The organism is Roseixanthobacter psychrophilus, assembly GCF_043195195.1.
Classification (GTDB): Bacteria; Pseudomonadota; Alphaproteobacteria; order Rhizobiales; family Xanthobacteraceae; genus NCEH01.
Genome location: NZ_JBAFWT010000066.1, coordinates 1 through 16,781, shown reverse-complemented (window position 1 = coordinate 16,781; position 16,781 = coordinate 1). Strand labels below are relative to the sequence as shown.

General features: G+C 56.1%; 11 protein-coding genes and 1 pseudogene. 8 read left to right on the top strand and 4 right to left on the bottom strand.

The window, feature by feature from the left end; genetic code table 11:
* Nucleotides 1–242: 242 nt before the first annotated feature.
* From V5F77_RS26890 to V5F77_RS26880, 3 genes are all read right to left on the bottom strand, one after another.
* Nucleotides 243–1,991, bottom strand: coding sequence for a methyltransferase domain-containing protein (locus V5F77_RS26890; RefSeq protein ID WP_429008168.1), 1,749 nt, complete (start codon nucleotides 1,989–1,991; stop codon nucleotides 243–245).
* A 381-nt stretch (nucleotides 1,992–2,372) separates the two neighbouring features.
* Nucleotides 2,373–5,081: a glycosyltransferase gene (locus V5F77_RS26885; protein ID WP_429008167.1), complete on the bottom strand. Its 2,709-nt coding sequence runs from the start codon at nucleotides 5,079–5,081 to the stop codon at nucleotides 2,373–2,375.
* A 362-nt stretch (nucleotides 5,082–5,443) separates the two neighbouring features.
* Nucleotides 5,444–6,859 carry a nucleotide sugar dehydrogenase gene (locus V5F77_RS26880; RefSeq protein WP_429008166.1) on the bottom strand — a complete coding sequence of 472 codons (1,416 nt, stop codon included), beginning with the start codon at nucleotides 6,857–6,859 and terminating at the stop codon, nucleotides 5,444–5,446.
* A 227-nt stretch (nucleotides 6,860–7,086) separates the two neighbouring features.
* Here V5F77_RS26880 and V5F77_RS26875 point away from each other — a divergent pair, with 227 nt between their 5' ends.
* The 8 genes from V5F77_RS26875 (at nucleotide 7,087) to V5F77_RS26840 (ending at nucleotide 16,341) form a co-directional block, all read left to right on the top strand.
* Complete coding sequence (locus V5F77_RS26875) at nucleotides 7,087–8,058, top strand: NAD-dependent epimerase/dehydratase family protein (RefSeq protein WP_429008165.1); 972 nt, start codon at nucleotides 7,087–7,089, stop codon at nucleotides 8,056–8,058.
* 272 nt (nucleotides 8,059–8,330) lie between these two features.
* Nucleotides 8,331–9,101 carry a glucose-1-phosphate cytidylyltransferase gene (rfbF, locus tag V5F77_RS26870; protein ID WP_429008164.1) on the top strand — a complete coding sequence of 257 codons (771 nt, stop codon included), beginning with the start codon at nucleotides 8,331–8,333 and terminating at the stop codon, nucleotides 9,099–9,101.
* 214 nt (nucleotides 9,102–9,315) lie between these two features.
* Nucleotides 9,316–10,458: a CDP-glucose 4,6-dehydratase gene (gene rfbG / locus V5F77_RS26865; RefSeq protein ID WP_429008163.1), complete on the top strand. Its 1,143-nt coding sequence runs from the start codon at nucleotides 9,316–9,318 to the stop codon at nucleotides 10,456–10,458.
* 274 nt (nucleotides 10,459–10,732) lie between these two features.
* The gene (gene rfbH, locus V5F77_RS26860) at nucleotides 10,733–12,094 is read left to right on the top strand and encodes a lipopolysaccharide biosynthesis protein RfbH (RefSeq protein ID WP_429008162.1); all 1,362 of its coding nucleotides are present in this window, start codon (nucleotides 10,733–10,735) and stop codon (nucleotides 12,092–12,094) included.
* 17 nt (nucleotides 12,095–12,111) lie between these two features.
* Nucleotides 12,112–13,908: a thiamine pyrophosphate-binding protein gene (locus V5F77_RS26855; RefSeq protein ID WP_429008161.1), complete on the top strand. Its 1,797-nt coding sequence runs from the start codon at nucleotides 12,112–12,114 to the stop codon at nucleotides 13,906–13,908.
* Between the two features lie 99 nt (nucleotides 13,909–14,007).
* Entirely contained in the window at nucleotides 14,008–14,979 is a 972-nt protein-coding gene (locus tag V5F77_RS26850; RefSeq protein WP_429008160.1) for an NAD-dependent epimerase/dehydratase family protein, read from the top strand.
* Nucleotides 14,972–15,376, top strand: coding sequence for a GtrA family protein (locus V5F77_RS26845; RefSeq protein ID WP_429008159.1), 405 nt, complete (start codon nucleotides 14,972–14,974; stop codon nucleotides 15,374–15,376). The genes V5F77_RS26850 and V5F77_RS26845 overlap by 8 nt, the downstream gene beginning before the upstream one ends.
* Nucleotides 15,373–16,341, top strand: a complete 969-nt coding sequence (locus tag V5F77_RS26840) for a glycosyltransferase family 2 protein (protein ID WP_429008158.1) — start codon at nucleotides 15,373–15,375, stop codon at nucleotides 16,339–16,341. Before V5F77_RS26845 ends, V5F77_RS26840 begins: the two co-directional genes overlap by 4 nt.
* 156 nt (nucleotides 16,342–16,497) lie before the next feature.
* Here the strand turns inward: V5F77_RS26840 and V5F77_RS26835 are convergent.
* A pseudogene (locus tag V5F77_RS26835) lies at nucleotides 16,498–16,781 on the bottom strand (IS3 family transposase); the annotation flags it as partial.

Genomic DNA, 16,781 nt, shown 5'->3' with positions numbered 1-16,781 from the left:
AACGCATGCGGGGGTGGTTCGGCACATTCGAAACGTCGCAAGGCCTCGAACCCATTCATTCCGACCGAAATGTGATTCACCAGCTCCATCGACGAGGCCAAGCGCGTTGCGCCCTGGTCGTTGAAGAACAGCGCGGGAAAGCGACGTTGTCGAAGACACAATCCCTGTGCGCGGTGTCGCACCGAGCTGCGTCGTCGCTTCAGCCGCATCACCGATGGCGGGTGCGGACTTCGGTGCTGGTGTTATTTTTGAAGCGAAAGAACGAACACGCCGCCTACATCGGAGGTGAGGACGCCAGCAGATATTGACTGAACATAGCGCCAGCTTGCGTACGAAAAACCCGCTTTCTTCGCCCGGGTGAGAATGTCCCATCCGGGAATCTCGAATATCGAAGCGGCGTTTTCGTCGGGCGGGCTTTCTGGCTGACCCAGATCGTCGAAGTGGACGATTTTACCATCCTCAATTGCCGCTCTCACGACAGATCGCTGATTCATCATCAAAAACGGACTGGTGCCCAGGTGCCAGCCGCCGGGTCGCAGCACCCGCGCGATCTCGCACAGGGCCGCATCCACGTCCGGCTCATGAATCAGGGCTTCATTTGTTATGACGAGGTCAAAGGCGTCGCTTCGCAAAGAAAGCTTGGCGAGCGCGTCCCCCGTGGGGATCGGATACAGCGCGTCTGCGACCTCAGGATCGGAGGCGAACTCCGAGCCCACGAACTTCGGAAACAGCCCTCTCAGTAAAAGTGCAAACGGGGTCAGAGCCTCCGGGGCGTAGATTTTCAGTTCACCCAGCTTGTCGCGCGGAAACGTCCTTGCCATCACGAGCAGGATCGCGCGCAGTCGTGAGATCGTGGACCCGGTCTGGAATCCTTCTCGCCAATTATCCATGGTGTCGGACACCAGCGCCGCCGGATAATACCGATTGGATATCGGCTCCAGGACGCCATCGCGGCGAATCTGCTCTGCGCAATTCGAGAGGTAGTCCGGGCCCAAAATGGCACCGTTTGGCTCGATCCAATCAATCCATTCATCATAGCTTTCAAACGGAATATCGAGGACCGCTGCGTCATCCGATTCGGGCGGGGCATCGACGGCGATCAAAGGGACACCGGAGCCATCCGGGAAGAGGTTCCGAGGCGATGGCCTGCGGCTCCCAGCCAGGGCTTTGCTCATCTGCTCGGAGAGTTCGAAAATCCGCTGGTCGCGCTCCTGAAGGCCACCGAGAAGGGAGGACAGCGCATTTTGTGGTATTGCGCCCTCGTAAAGGCTTTGCGGGAAGGAGGGAAGTGGGCCGTCGCTGCATACAGCAAGGAGATACATGGAAGAATCGAACATGCCCGATCCGGTAATCTCCCCGCTCGTGCCATCGCGCCGCAGGCCGACGATTTTATCTTTTCGTGCTTCGGCAGGAAGCACCATGGAACCGAAGACCACGCGCTGCCCGTAAAGAGAGAGGTTCCGAAAACGACCGCGCAGCGCGCTTTCGAAATCGGACCGCTTCAATTCCTTGATGTGAAAAGGGTTGGGTTCCGTCCGGTTATGGTTGTAGACAGGTTCGTTGGGCGTTGAAATCACCAACAGACCTTCGGGCTTCAAGACCCGTCGAAATTCGTTGAGCGCATCCTCCTGATGCTCGATATGCTCAATGGTCTCGAAACTTACGACGACATCGAAGCGGCTGTCCTCAAACGGCAGACGGGTTACGTTGGCCGTGCGAAAGGCAATGTTTGACAAGGGATATTTGGCTGAAGCGGTAGCGACGGTTTCGGCGTCAAGGTCCACCCCGTCCACACTGAGAGCGTTGAGAGCCAGGATCGCGGTGCCGTATCCCTCGCCGCACGCTGCATCCAGCACTGTGCGGCCCTCGCAGAGAGCCCCCATCAGCAGATAGCGATGAACATGCTCTAACTCGACTTCGCTCTCGGTATGTGAAAATACAAAGCGCTCGCCGGTCTGATTTTTATTATCAACTAATCGATTAATCCGCAACGCCGACCCCTGTCAGGTATTCTCGACTATAGTTTACTTCGTAATCCAAGAGATCACAGGAACTAACGTGCGACGCATCCCTGCGGCGGATCACAAGATAAGAAAATATAGCCTTCAATATGACCGCTCGCCAGCTTCAAAGGAAATTCCTTCGCGCAATCAAGACAATACAAAATTTTCTAGCGTTGCTATGAGTGGAAGGTGCCGACTTTTGGTTGTAAAAATTATCCACCTCAGTCCGGCTTTCCCATTGCGCGAAGCTGCAGCGCCGAGCAGATTTTAACGGCTAGCTTCACCGCGCCTGCAACCTGAAAGCGTATCGGCACCGGCGTCATTCTCCCCGCCAGTGCTGAAGTCGATTTGTAAACGTCTGTGGCAAGATCAAGATGGCTCGGTTTTCGAGAGCGATCCGTTCTCGCCGCGCTCTCGGATTGCCCTGACTTCCGCCGACCGCATCGCTCGTGCGGTGCGAGCCCGATCGAACCAAGTCGCTTCGGCCTGCTTCAGTGCTTCCGTGGCAATTGCCATCCCAGATTCCCAAGAATAATGCTGCGTCACGAAACCATAACCGGCCTCTTGATAGGCGGTCCACAAGGCCTCATCCTCGTAGAGCTGAATAACGCGCTCGATGAAATCGGCAGCCTTGTCAGCCACAAGAAGTTCGTGTCGGTCGGTAAGCCCCATTCCTTCTATTGCAATTGATGATGCGACACACGGCACGCCGTGTGACAGCGCAGTCACAACTTTTCCCTTTAAGCCCGCACCGTACCTGAGCGGGGCAACGAAGACGCGGCATTGGTCCAGAAGCGGAGCAAGATCTTCTACGAATCCATCCAAGATGATCCGGTCCGACGCGAGCTCCCGCAGGGAATCGGGAGCACCCGCGCCGACCACACGAAACTTGGCGGACTGGGGTAGGCGTTGCTGCAGCTCGGGCCAGATGGCGCGAACAAAATATTCAACCGCATCCACGTTCGGAGAATGGGCATATCCCCCCACGAAGACAATGTCATGTCGGTCGCCGAAGGCGGTCGCGCTGCGTATGACGTCTGCAGTATACGGATATACCAATACATTCTGGACGCCGAGTTCTCCGACGATGATGTGCTTTTCGATGTCAGAGGGAACGATGGTGCAGTCGACCTGCGCAATCAAATTGAGCTCTTCATCCCGAACGAGCTCCGCTTTGCGCGCCAGGGTCGAATCCTTCTTCAGCTCGGCCTCCCGCTGCATGCGCAGGTAATGCAGATCGATGTCGTGAAACATGATGAGGGCGCTAGGGTAGGCATTTCTCAGCCGGTCATAGACAGGCCCCAACGCTGTGACCCGGAAGCCGAGCACCACATCGAATTCCCGACGCTCCGTCATGACGCTGTCGATGGATTGAAACTGTGGCAGCTGAAATGTTTCAATACCGGCTCGCTGCAAATCGGCGGTATATTTATAATCAAAAACAGGATTGTGGGTTGCAATAAACGATACATGCCAACCCAGCTTCTGAAAAATGTTCAGAAGCTTGATCGTCATAATAGAGCCTGCATCCTTGTCGGGGCTCGGTGCGACGGCGTCAAGCGTCAGCATGCGGAGCTTGGCGGACCGATCGGATTCCAGCATTGGCAATTCGCCGTTCGGCCGATGGTCCTTTAATGTCTCGGCCCAACGCGTAGCGAATTTTCGAGCATTCACGACCTGGAACGCCTTCACTCCCTTCGTTTCGTCAATTCCGTGAGATTTACCCTCAAAGTGGAGCACCCGGGCAAGCGGCTGATACCAAACCTCATAGCCCGCCGCGCGCACCTTGAAGGCAAAGTCGACATCTTCATAATAGGCTGGAAGGTAGTGTGTGTCGAAACCACCCAGCTCATTCCAGAGCTGGCGCGGCACCGCAATGGCAGCCCCGGAACAATAGTCAACCTGGCGCGCGTAGCAGTATTGCGGTTTTCCGGGCTCATCGTTGCGTCCGAAGTTCCATGCGCTGCCGTCCCGCCAGACGATGGCGCCAGCCTCCTGCAATGTGCCATCTTCATAGAATAACTTGGAACCAACAAACCCCGCGCGTGGCCGGTCCTCAAAGGTTCCAATCAACTCATCGAGCCAATTGCTGCAGACGCGTGTATCGCTGTTCAGAAAAACAAGATATTCACCCCGCGCATGTTGCGCCGAAAAGTTACATGCCCCTATAAATCCAAGGTTTTGTTCGCTGCGTATATAGCGAATCCAGGAAATGCCTTCGAGAAACCCCGTTCCCGTCTCTTCAGGGGAGGCGTCATCCATTATGATGATTTCGAAATTGTATCGCGACTTATGCCGCGCCAAAGAATCAAGACAACTTAAAACAAAAGAAATCTGACCATAAACCGGAATAATTATCGAAATGAAAGGTGTTGGCGAAGGCGTATTTGGCAGGGTCCGGCCGGACAAATCGTCGATCGCAAACGCTATTTGAGAAGTGCTCATATTTTTAGAGTAAATTATACCATGTCGATACTCAAAAGCGCAGCGGCGTAGGCGCTCAATATGAACGTCCTCGTCCGGATCCGGCCATTCATTGATCCAATGAAAATCGTTGTCCGGGACCACCGCCCGCGTCTGGCCCTCTTTCTTCGACAAAAGATAGTCGATAAGCGGTGGCGTTTCATTCAACCTGCAAGCCCGGTTCTGACTTGCATAGAATACTGCATCAAATTCAGGACTCGGATCGAGGTGAAATCGGCTACCCGTAATAAGATAATGCCGCAGGGGATCTTGTTCCGAAGGCAATGACGGTAACATTTTACGGTAAAAAACCGCATCGAAAAGACCGCTCTCTTCAGCCAATTTATAATGACTTAAGATATAAGCCTCTCTTCGGGAACGTGCGCGATTTTCGAAACGCCCAATATTCACATAATGCAGTGGCGCATCGGAGATTGAAATCGATAAATCTCTATTCGCGGCAAGATACTCGGCCGGGTCAAAGTCGATTGACGGGTGTCGACCCTCCTGACGCCCGAAATGAACATAATGCCGAAACGGTTCAATATCAGCATTTGCAACATCAGCATATTTCGAAATATAAAAAAAGGCGTCGAATAAGCTGGATTGGATCATATTGTCTTCTGTAAAAGAATTATACTGAATCAAATCAATTTTCGTTGCGTCTGTATTCTTAATAGGAGGTCTCTTATTAAGATGTTTTTTCCTACCAAGGAATGAAAGTGACATTGATATCCTCCAGGGCAACGAACTTAACGTTGATTTTATCCGTTTGGAGTGCGTTTACAAGAGCGGCAGCTGTCGAGCAGATGCGTGCTCGACAGGAGAAAACTCAGACATCATGTAACGGTGCGCTGGAGATCGTCCATCACTCATACCCGCAACGCGGGCGTGATTTGTTTGGCTTCGCCCATTGGACGGAAGGCAAAGCGGACGCCATCCGCTGAGAGATGACCGCGGACGGATTAGGACCTGGGTCACCCCACTCCCGCAACCCCTGCGTCGGGCGATTCATCTGGAGCGTCGCCGGAACCGGTCTTACCGGCATATTCCTGTTCGGGATGCTCGGTCAGCATCCTGGTGCCCAAACCGAAATAACGTCCCTTGTGAGCCAGCTTGAGCGTCTCCGGATCGAATTGATTCCAGAGGTCATAAATGACAGCTCCAGGCGCCATGCTCTGTGACAACGCGTTTAGGTCAAGATGTTCAAAATTCGCATTATTGTTTTGAAATATGACGCAATTCGCATCCCGGAACGCATCCTCCGGCGACCCAGCGTAACTCACGCCTAACGCAGCGATATCGCCTTCCGTAATGGCGGGATCAAAGCCGAAGATTTCTGCCGAGGGATATTTTTCCCGGAGGCGGGCGATTAGTGGAATTGCGAGCGTTCCCCGCAAATCAGACGTCTCAGGGCGACCTTTGAAGGCAAGGCCGCCGATCGCGATCTTCTTGACCAAGACACCGTCGAGAAACTCGGCGACATGCTTGACGGTCTGTGCGGGCAGGGCTTCGTTGATGCTCCGCCCCATCAGCGTCAATTGAACCTCGCCGCCTCGCAGGCGGACGCTTTCCGCAAGGATATAAGCATCTTTCTCAAGGCAGGGGCCGCCCACCGGTCCGGGCACGGGCATGGAGGCGCGCGCATAGCCCATATTGCCTGCGCGAATGACCTCGAGAGCGGATATGCCGGTAGCGTCGCACATACTTGCCACTTCGTTCGCAAAAGCAAACATCAGATCGCGCTGAGTATTGTTGATCAGCTTGATCATCTCCGCGGTTTCCACGTCGCGAACGCGAATTGTCGTCGGCGTCAGGAAGTTGAAGAGCTGCGACGCGCGCAACACTGAACTCTCGTCGATGCCGCCAACGATCTGAGGAAGGCTGCGCAATTCAAGAAGGGCGCGACCCTCGAGTGTACGTTCGGGACAAAAAGCCAACCCGAACTTAACATTCGCTTTGTCAAGAACAGGTTTGACAAAATCGCGGGTGACGCCGATTCGCACGGTCGATCGAAGGATGACGAGGTCATTATCGCTTAGGATTTCTCGGAGACGTTGAGAAACCGCAACAATCGACGTGAGGTTGGTGACCTTCCCTTCGGAAAGAGGTGTCCCGACCGTAATGATATACACCGAATGGCTAAGCGCATCCGGCCATTCCTGCGACGCCTTGAGTCGGCCGGTCGCAACCTGAGCCCGCAGCCGGACATCAAGGCCAAATTCGGAAAAATGTGCGGAGCCCCCCATGATGGCGCTTACAACGCTCGGATTATGTTCGACTCCGTAGACTTCGAAGCCGACTTCCGCCATCGCGACAGCCAATGTAAGGCCGACATAACCAAGCCCAATGATGCAGACGCGACGGTCTTTGAAATCGTGGGGAACTTTCATACAATTACCCGCTGAAAATTGAGCGTGCGGAGCACTGGACCACTGTCGATGGGCCGAGGCATCGGCTAACCTATGTCGTCAAACGGTGTCTCATGCAAGCGCCATTTCGGCAGTGCAGCACGCTGTGCGACCTTTGGCGAATTTCAGCCCCACCGGATATGACAGGTAGACTTTGCTTTAAAAGCAAAGTTAAAGGGGCCCGTCGCTGCGAAGAAAGAGTGCGGACAATGACCGATGTTAAAGGCAGACGAGTGCTGGTGACAGGGGCGGCCGGCTTCTTGGGCTATTACATTGCCAAAATGTTGGCCGACATTCCAGAGACCAGCGTCGTCTGCGTAGATAGTTTCATTCGCGGCGAAAACGATTCGCTCTACCGTGACCTCACGTCGCGGCCGAACGTGTCTCATTTGGAGGTCGATCTCACCGACGCACGCGCGGTCGATGCGTTGCCGGCGGATATCGACGTCGTTTTTCACATGGCGGCACTGAATGGCACGCAAAACTTCTATGAGCGGCCGTTCGACGTCGTAAAATGTTGCACGCTGCCAACGCTTTATCTGCTCGAACGGTATGGTTCGCTCGGTCGGTTGAAGCGCTTCGTCTATGCCGGTACGTCTGAGGCCTACGCCGCCACGGTGACGCGATTCGATTGGGAGGTTCCTACGGGCGAAGACGTGCCTCTGGGTATCGATGACATATTCAACGCACGCTGGTCGTATGGCGCATCTAAAATGCACGGCGAAATCGCAACTGTGAATGGGTGCCGTCACTATGACACCCCCTTCACCATCATTCGCTACCACAATGCATATGGCCCCAGGATGGGCGACAAGCACGTCATTCCCGATTTTCTGAATCGTGCGCGGGACGGCGTCTTCGCCCTATTCGGTTATAATGACACGCGCTCCTTCATCTATGGCGACGACGCGGCGCGCGCGACGATCGCACTCGCGGAAACCGAAGCGGCGGCAGGACAAGTCGTCAATGTCGGTGGCGAGCGGGAGATCCAGATTCAAAAATTGGGTGAACTGATGATGCAGGTCTGCGGCCTGAATGGCGAGATCATTTTGCATCCCTCGCCGTCCGGTTCGGTACAACGGCGCGCTCCGAAGCTCGAGAAGCTGCATTCCTTGATCGATTATGAAGAAAGCGTCAGCCTTGAGGAAGGCCTCAGGCGAACCGCACAGTATTATCTGTAGGCTACTTTCATCAGGTGCGCGTCTTGATAAGTCGCGGCTAACAAATGCTGGATCGCGACCTTTTGGCCCCGTCAGACCCTTCATTTCGCCTGGACGAAATCCATCATCTATGGTATCCACGTATCACTAATCTCAGCGGTCTTCTGCATTTTTTTGAATGCTTCGTCTCCGGCGATGCAGCTTGATTGCTATTGGAGAACACGGTAGATGATCTGCGCTTGTGGTCTTTGTAATTAAGGCTATAGGCCATCGTATTGGCTAGGGTGGTTCCCATGAAGGCAGTAATTCTTGCGGGCGGTCTCGGTACCCGGCTGAGCGAAGAGACTGTCATTCGGCCGAAGCCAATGGTGGAAATCGGAGGATACCCGATAATCTGGCATATTATGAAAATCTATTCCCATTTTGGGGTCAATGATTTTGTAATATGTTTAGGGTACAAAGGTTATCTTATCAAAGAATACTTTTCAAATTATGCACGGCATATGTCGGATATTACGGTTGATCTGAGAACTGGCGAGGTAAGTGTTCATAGAAACGATGCGGAGCCCTGGCGCATATCGTTGATTGAGACTGGCGATGCTACGATGACGGGCGGCCGACTGAGGCGGGTTCTGCCGCACATCGGTGAAGATGCGTTTTGCCTGACCTATGGGGATGGGGTCGCCAACATCGACATAGCTGCTTCCATTGCGTTTCATCGTCAGCACGGGGGGCTTGCGACGGTGACGGCTGCTTATCCACCGAAGCGGTTCGGGCAGATGGAAATTGTGGATAATCAGGTGCGAGATTTCCGGGAAAAACCGGACGGTGAAGGTGGCTTTATCAACGGCGGTTTTTTTGTTCTTTCGCCGAAGGTTGCCGACTATATCGACCCCAACGATGAGGCGATCTGGGAGCGCGAGCCGCTTGAACGGCTGTCGCGGGATGGCCAGCTCTATGCCTACAAGCACGAGGGTTTCTGGCAGCCGATGGATACCCTGCGCGACAAAATGTACCTGGAGGAACTCTGGTCCAGTGGCGCGGCGCCGTGGAAGGTCTGGTGATCGGGCGTTGAACCCGGGGTGACAGGCGAATTCTTCGGGGGCGGGTGGGGCCTTCTCGTCGCTGCATGGAGGTTGGTTGAGCCGGGCTCGTGTGCGATGTGATGGCAGGCGAACGGGCCTCACTTTGCGTCAGTTTGTTCGGTATAGCTGAATCCCAAGGACCCGCCGGACGTTTTGCGCGGCTTGATCGGGCATATTGAGGGGTGGCCGTTTCATGAAGCATTTGCAGTTTGAAAGCGTGCTTTCGGGAACGCGCGTGTTCATAACGGGGCACACAGGTTTTACGGGATCCTGGTGCTGCCTCTGGCTTAAGAGCATCGGCGTTGAAATATCGGGATATTCGCTGCCGCCGGAAACCGATCCAGCGCTGTTTCATGTGCTGGGCCTCGATCGCACCGTTCCATCCACCTATGCCGACATTCAAGACGGTGATGCTGTCCTCAGCGTCATGAAGGAGGTCGAGCCGGACCTCGTGCTGCATCTCGCAGCCCAGCCCCTCGTGCGCCGATCCTACCTCAAGCCTGTCGAGACTTTCGCCGTCAATGCGCTTGGGACAGCGCATGTCCTGGAAGCGGCCCGGCAGGTGAAGAGCGTGAAAGGCGTGGTTTGCGTCACCACGGATAAGGTTTACCGCAACAACGAATGGGAATGGCCTTACCGCGAGAATGACCCGCTCGGGGGGAAGGATCCTTACAGCGCCTCGAAGGCGGCGGCTGAAATGGTTATCCAGAGTTATGCGGCGTCCTTTCCTCACAAGGATGGCGCCGGGCCAGCGATCGCGACGGCGCGCGGCGGCAATATCATCGGCGGCGGCGATTGGTCGGAAGACAGGTTGGTTCCGGATTTCGTTCGCGCCGTGATGCGGAATGAAGCCCTGACGCTGCGATATCCTGACGCTACACGCCCCTGGCAGCATGTCCTTGCCCTGGTTCAGGGATACGGCATGCTTCTGGCCGGCCTGCTGTCCTCTGAGCCAGAACGTTTCGCTCGGGCATGGAATCTCGGGCCGCAAGACGTCCGGCAGGTCTCGGTGCGGCAGGTCCTCGAAGCCATGGCAGGGCATTGGCGGCGGCCAAACCTGCTTTATATGGACCAGCCTTTGCCCGAGGCTGGTGCCCTCGCTCTCGACAGTTCGCTGGCGCGTAATAAGCTTGATTGGCTACCCGCCTGGTCGGTGGAAGAGGTCATCAAGCAGACCGCGTTGTGGTACAAGGCGTTTGAGGCGGCGGATTGCTCAACGGAATCAGGGAAGAAAGAGGTGTCGGCGCTCACCTTGAGTCAGATCGAGGCGTGGCGCCGCGTCCTTCTTGCCCGCGAAAGTGCGGGGCTCGGCGGAGGCCTCGCGGATGTTGTGTAAGCCCGTCCTTGTGTGGCGCGACGCCGAAGGCGTGTCGAAGCTTGATAGGGCGGAAAGCCTTGCCACTGAACATTTTCGCCCGTATACCACCTACCATAATGTGGGCTATGGCACTTATATGGATGATTTAGGTCATTGGACTTGAAAATTTCATGTAAAGGATCGGGTTATACGTCAAAAATCCATGAAAGCTCAGCTATCTCCTTTTCGTGCGGAAGAAGACGGCATAATCCGAACGGAGATGTGAGCTTTTGACAAGTATCCGGAGATCGGTATGAGCTCGGTGAATGAATTGGCCGAATTGCGTGAGCAAATTTTGGCCCTGTCGGAACGCTATGCCGAGCTTGCTCACGGACCGAAGCCGTTCGTAGCGGATGCTACGGTCGTGCCGCCAAGCGGAAAGGTCCTCGGCGCGCCGGAAATGCGCAATCTCGTCGATGCCTGTCTTGATATGTGGCTGACCACGGGGCGGTTCAACACGAAGTTCGAAAACGTGCTCGCCAAGGCAACCGGAGCGCGGCGCACGCTCACGACGAACTCGGGATCCTCCGCGAACCTTCTCGCTGCGACCGCGCTCACATCATACCTCCTCGAAGACAAGGCGCTCAAGCCAGGCGATGAGGTGATCACCTGTGCGACCGGCTTTCCCACCACTGTGAACCCGATCATCCAGAATGGCTTGGTTCCGGTATTTCTCGATGTGGAGTTGGGAACCTACAATATCGACGTTACTCGGCTCGAGGAGGCTTTGACGCCGCGCACACGGGCAATCATGGTCGCGCACGCCCTGGGCAATCCCTTTAATCTCGGCGTCGTCGCCGAATTTGCAAAGAAACACGATCTTTTTCTGGTGGAAGATTGCTGCGATGCGCTCGGCGCGACCTATCGCGGGCAGAAGGTGGGTACTTTCGGTGCCCTTGGTACGCTGTCCTTCTATCCTGCCCATCATATCACCATGGGCGAGGGTGGGGCGGTTCTCTGCAATTCCACGACCTTTAAGCGCATTGTTGAATCCATTCGCGATTGGGGACGCGATTGTTATTGTGAGCCAGGTAAGGACAACACCTGCAACAAGCGCTTCGAATGGAAGCTGGGTGATCTGCCGTTCGGATATGATCACAAATATACCTATTCGCACCTTGGATATAATCTGAAGATCACCGACATGCAGGCCGCCGTCGGTTTGGCGCAGATGGACCGGCTGGACGAATTCGTCGCTGCACGCCGGGCCAATTGGCAGTATCTGCGCGATGGTCTCGCCGATCTCGAAGATGTCTTTTTGCTTCCGGTACCCACGGCGGAGAGTGACCCCTCGTGGTTTGGCTTCTGTCTGACCTTGCGGCCGGAAGCGCCTTTCGATCGCGAGCACATGATGCGGTATCTGAACGAGAAGCGTAAAGTCGGTACGCGGCTTCTGTTCGGCGGAAATTTGCTGCGTCAGCCGTATATGCTCGGCAGGAATCATCGCGTGGTGGGGCCGCTCAGCAATAGCGATATCGTGACGGCAAGGACGTTTTGGGTGGGTGTCTATCCGGGGTTGACCCAGGGCCATCTCGACCACATCCTCGCCAGTATTCATGATTTTATTCACGGAAACCGCCACATAGTTTCCACACCCAACAGTGCTGCTGAATAGACGGTTGGTCGCCGCCGATGATGAAGGGTTACCCAATGATAACGGGAGCGGAATATATTACGGAGTTCCTGGTGCGGGTCGGCAGCCGGCAGGTCTTTACGCTGACTGGCGGCGCGTGTGCCTTCATGATCGATGCCGTTGGGCGTAATCCCGCATTGAACATCGTCTGTTTTCAAAATGAGCAGGCTGCAGCGATGGCCGCCGACGCCGTCTGGCGGGTCGAACGCCGCTTGGGCGTTACGATGGCGACATCAGGACCCGGTGCGACCAACCTGATCACGGGAATTGCGAGCTCGTTCTTTGATTCCGTCCCATCGCTGCACATCACCGGCCAGGTCAACCAACGCGAGAGCAGCTCGATCCACGGAGCGAATGTTCGGCAGTCGGGGTTTCAGGAAACCAAGATCGTCGAAATGGTTCGCCCGATCACAAAGTATGCGGTTTTGGTGCGAACCGTGGAGGAGCTCCGCGACGAATTGGCGAAGGCCTATTTCATCGCGACGAGCGGCCGCATGGGGCCGGTTCTGGTGGATGTGCCCATGGACATCCAGCAGGCGCTGATGGAGCCGGATTTTCCCGATCTAACCGTGCCGGCCGACGTCGACATCGCTACGATCGATGCGGTGGCTGCGGCTCTCAATGCGGCCTTGGAAGTCGCTCAGCGCCCGGTGGTACTCTGGGGTGGTGGTATCGCGATGGCCGGCGTGGAGAAGCAGGTCGCTGACTGGCTGCTGGCGAGCCGGATCCCGTTCGTGTCCAGTTGGGCGGGACTGTCCGCATTCGATCATGATCATCCGGGTTTCCTCGGGCAGATCGGCGTCTATGGCAATCGCGGAGCGAATTTTGTTTTGCAGAATGCCGACACGGTTATCGTGCTCGGCAGCCGCCTGGACAATCGTCAGCGATCCGGCAATTCCGATAATTTCGCCTGCGGGGCGATCGTGCATGTAATCGACATCGACGGCGAGGAGATCAAGAAGTACGGGGGGCAGCGCTACCGGGGAAGCCAGATGAACCTCACCGGGCTGCCGGCCGTGCTAGACCAAATCGGTCCGCGTCAGCTTGAAGCCGAATGGCTCTCTTATGTCGATGAAATGAAGTCCGAATATTTTGGCCGGGAAGTCAGCACGACGGCCAAGAAACTTAACACTCTCTCACCTTATGATGTCGTTCGGCGCCTTGGCGCACTTGTGGAAGAGGATGCGATTGTTGCGGCGGACACCGGCGCCGCGGTTTGCTGGCTGCATCAGGCGTTCAAGGTCAAGCGCCACCAATTGTTCACCGCCGGTGGTAATTCCCCGATGGGATATGCGCTTTGCGCAGCGATCGGCGCCAAGCTGGTATCTCCGACGCGCCAGGTAATTTCCTACAACGGTGACGGCGGATTCCAGGTCAACATCCAGGAACTCCAGACGGTGAAGCATCTCGATCTCGATATTGCAATCGTCATTATGAATAATGGGTGCTACGGTATCATAAGGCAGTTTCAAGATAGTTATCTTGGTAGTCGATACACAGCATCTTATGATGGCTATAGCACACCTGATTTCGGCAAGATCGCGCAGGCCTATGGGTTAGACTATGCGAGGATTGAGCGTCTCGAGGACCTCACGCCCGATCTTTTTACGCGGGGCGCTATTGTCATCGACGTGATCTTGAGCGATCAGACGTTGATTGAGCCGAAGTTGGAGATGGGACGTCCCATCAACGACCAGTACCCTTATCTTGACGCAGCGGCCTACGCGCGGGGCAATCGTTTTGTGGATTATCCGCGTCCTGAGGCTCTGAGACGTATCGTTGAAACAGCCGGATGAGTGGGTTTCCGTTTCGCTCCGGCACAGCTCGCTAGTTTGCGCTAGCGGGCCAGTTCCATGTGCGGCCGCCATGTCTTGTGCGCGAGGGCCAGGATTGCAATGAAGCTTCTCATTACCGGCGCCGGAGGATTCGTCGGGGCCGCCGTGGCGCGAGCCGCGGTCGAGGGGGGGCACCATGTCGTCGGCACGGTGCGGCCGGGTGGCAGCAGGCAGAGGCTTTCTCCCATTCGGGCGCAAATGCGCGTGTTCGAGCTCGATCTCCGTGACAGCGACGGCGTATCGGCGATGATGCGGGAAGAGCCGCCCGATGTGGTGATCCACCTTGCGTGGAACGGGGTCAGCAATCGGGCGCGTTTCGACCGGCTGCAGATCACGGACAATATCGATGCCTCTTGCGGCATTCTTGATGCGGCCGTGCAGGCGGGGGCGGGAAGGTTCGTCGGGCTCGGTTCGCAGGGCGAATATGGTGCGCTCAGCGGCAAGATCAGCGAGAGTGATTTGCCCGAGCCTTCCTCGCTTTATGGGGCGGCAAAGCTCGCGGTGTTGCATTTGACGCGGCAGCTCGCCGCACAGGCAGGTGTTACCTTTACTTGGCTGCGGCTTTTCTCCACGTACGGACCGGGAGACAAACCCGACTGGCTGATCCCGTCCATGATCGAGGAGATGATGGACGGCTCACGTCCGAGGACGACGCTGGGGACGCAGCGCTGGGACTACCTCTTCATCGATGATGTGGCCCGTGGCATCCTCGCTGCGGCGATCGAGCCGGGGGTAAATGGAATTTACAACCTCGGGTCCGGCCAACCGGTGCCGGTGCGGCAGATAGTTGAATCCATCCGTGACCTGGTCGCCCCAGAAATGGAGTTGGTGTTTGGGGAAATTCCCTATCGCGCCGACCAGATCTGGCACATGGAGGCGGACATCGCGCGCCTGACCAAGGCAACCGGCTGGACTCCGCGGATCGAGCTGGAGGCGGGACTTGCCAAGACCGTCGCCTGGCATCGCGAGTGTCGGGACCGGGGCCTGTCCGGCGGGAAGCTGGATCGCGATCCCGCTGCAGCAGATGCTTGACGGCATCGCCTCTTCGCTGCGCTCTGCCGAGGTCCGGCGATTTGCGCGGTTTCTCGCCGTAGGACTTCTGAACACAGCTTTCGGCTATATGGTTTTTGCTGCGGGGGTTCTGTTCGGCCTCGGCCCCGAACTGGCGCTGCTGGTCGCGACGGTCACGGGCGTCGCATTCAATTTTGCAACCACCGGCCGGTTCGTTTTCGCCAACCGCGACATTCGTCGCTTGCCGCGCTTCGCCCTAGCCTACGCTGCCATATACGCACTCAACGCGCTGGCGTTACGCGGGCTCATTGACGCTGGCGTCGCCCCTCTTTATGCCCAACTTGTCCTTTTGCCGATCGTGGTGATCGTGACCTTCGCGACGATGCGGACATTTGTTTTCCAGGAGAAAAAGCGGTGAAGACAATTTCAGTCGTTTCGCCGTGCTTCAATGAAGAGGAGAATGTCCGCGCCTGTTACGAGGCGGTCAAGGCCATCTTTGCGGCGGAGCTCCCGCAATACCGGCTCGAACATGTCTTCGCCGACAATGCCTCAACCGACCGAACGGTGGAGATCCTGCGGGAAATTGCCGCCGAGGATCAGAGCGTCAAGGTGATCCTGAATGCAAGGAACTTCGGTCCGTTCCGTTCACTGTTCAATGGCCTGCGCTATGCGACCGGCGACGCGGTCGTGGTCTTCATGCCGGTCGACCTTCAAGACCCGCCGGAACTGATCCCGGAATTTGTCCGGCATTGGGAGAACGGAATCGAGATCGTGGCCGGCGCCCGGGCTAACCGGGAGGAGAGTTTCGCGTTACGCACGTGCCGTGGCATTTTTTATCGGATCGTGAACGGCTTCTCCGACTTCGAGATTCCGAAGAATGTCGGCGAGTTCCAATTGATCGACCGAAAGGTTTGGGAAGTGGTGATCAGTCATGACGATCATTACCCCTACATTCGCGGCATCATCGCATCATGCGGGTTCAAACGGCTGATCATACCTTATACGTGGAAGGCGCGCCGAAGCGGGATTTCGAAGAACAATTTGATGCGCCTGATCGATCAGGCGATGAATGGAATATTTTCCTTCACAAATGCTCCCATGCGTTTTTGCACATTTGTGGGATTCGCTCTATCCATACTGTGTCTAGTATATGCATGTATTGGGGTTCTATCTTTCCTTATCGCGCCAGATCTTGCACCGCGCGGCACAATGACGATCATCATCGCCTTGTTCTTCTTGTCGGGAGTGCAGCTCGCCTTTATCGGGATGTTGGGAGAATACGTCACCTCCATCCATGCTCAAGTTCGCCGCGGGCCGATGGTTGTAGAGCGTGAGCGTATTAATATTCCTGGGCCACAGGGAGGAGGCGATCTCCGCGGCTGAGGCGAGGAAGTTGATATTCCATGCTTGATGTAGTTTCGGCGTTATGAGCGGGCCGTTGCATCATAAGATAAGAATCATTGGGTTGGCGGATGGGGGATTGCCGTTTCGGTGCCGGTGACGCCGATCAATGGGCGGCGATCATACTCGGCTCACCCACTCGGCCATGAGGCGATCCAGTTCTCGGGCCATGCGGATTTCGAAGAGCGATGTGTTCGCCACCAAGCCTAGGCTTTCCCAAGGGCAATCGTCCACGAGGGTCAGGGCGGGGAAGTGCATCTCATCGTTGAACTGATCCGACACGAGGTCGAGCGACCAGCGCTCGCTCGGCCGCATCGAGATCATCATGGGAGCTAGCGTCCCGATGGGCCGCTCGCGGCCGCGCCGTGGCGCACCGTGGAGTGTTTCTCGCGACAAAGCCGAAACAGCCGCTTGTTCTTGAC

What these genes read in the sequence shown, in the direction of transcription:
- rfbG (WP_429008163.1), top strand. Translation starts at nt 9,316, where the DNA reads ATGAAGCATTTGCAGTTTGAAAGCGTGCTTTCGGGAACGCGCGTGTTC.
- V5F77_RS26885 (WP_429008167.1), bottom strand. Translation starts at nt 5,081, where the DNA reads ATGATCCAATCCAGCTTATTCGACGCCTTTTTTTATATTTCGAAATAT.
- V5F77_RS26850 (WP_429008160.1), top strand. Translation starts at nt 14,008, where the DNA reads ATGAAGCTTCTCATTACCGGCGCCGGAGGATTCGTCGGGGCCGCCGTG.
- rfbF (WP_429008164.1), top strand. Translation starts at nt 8,331, where the DNA reads ATGAAGGCAGTAATTCTTGCGGGCGGTCTCGGTACCCGGCTGAGCGAA.
- V5F77_RS26845 (WP_429008159.1), top strand. Translation starts at nt 14,972, where the DNA reads ATGCTTGACGGCATCGCCTCTTCGCTGCGCTCTGCCGAGGTCCGGCGA.
- V5F77_RS26855 (WP_429008161.1), top strand. Translation starts at nt 12,112, where the DNA reads ATGATGAAGGGTTACCCAATGATAACGGGAGCGGAATATATTACGGAG.
- V5F77_RS26875 (WP_429008165.1), top strand. Translation starts at nt 7,087, where the DNA reads ATGACCGATGTTAAAGGCAGACGAGTGCTGGTGACAGGGGCGGCCGGC.
- V5F77_RS26880 (WP_429008166.1), bottom strand. Translation starts at nt 6,859, where the DNA reads ATGAAAGTTCCCCACGATTTCAAAGACCGTCGCGTCTGCATCATTGGG.
- rfbH (WP_429008162.1), top strand. Translation starts at nt 10,733, where the DNA reads ATGAGCTCGGTGAATGAATTGGCCGAATTGCGTGAGCAAATTTTGGCC.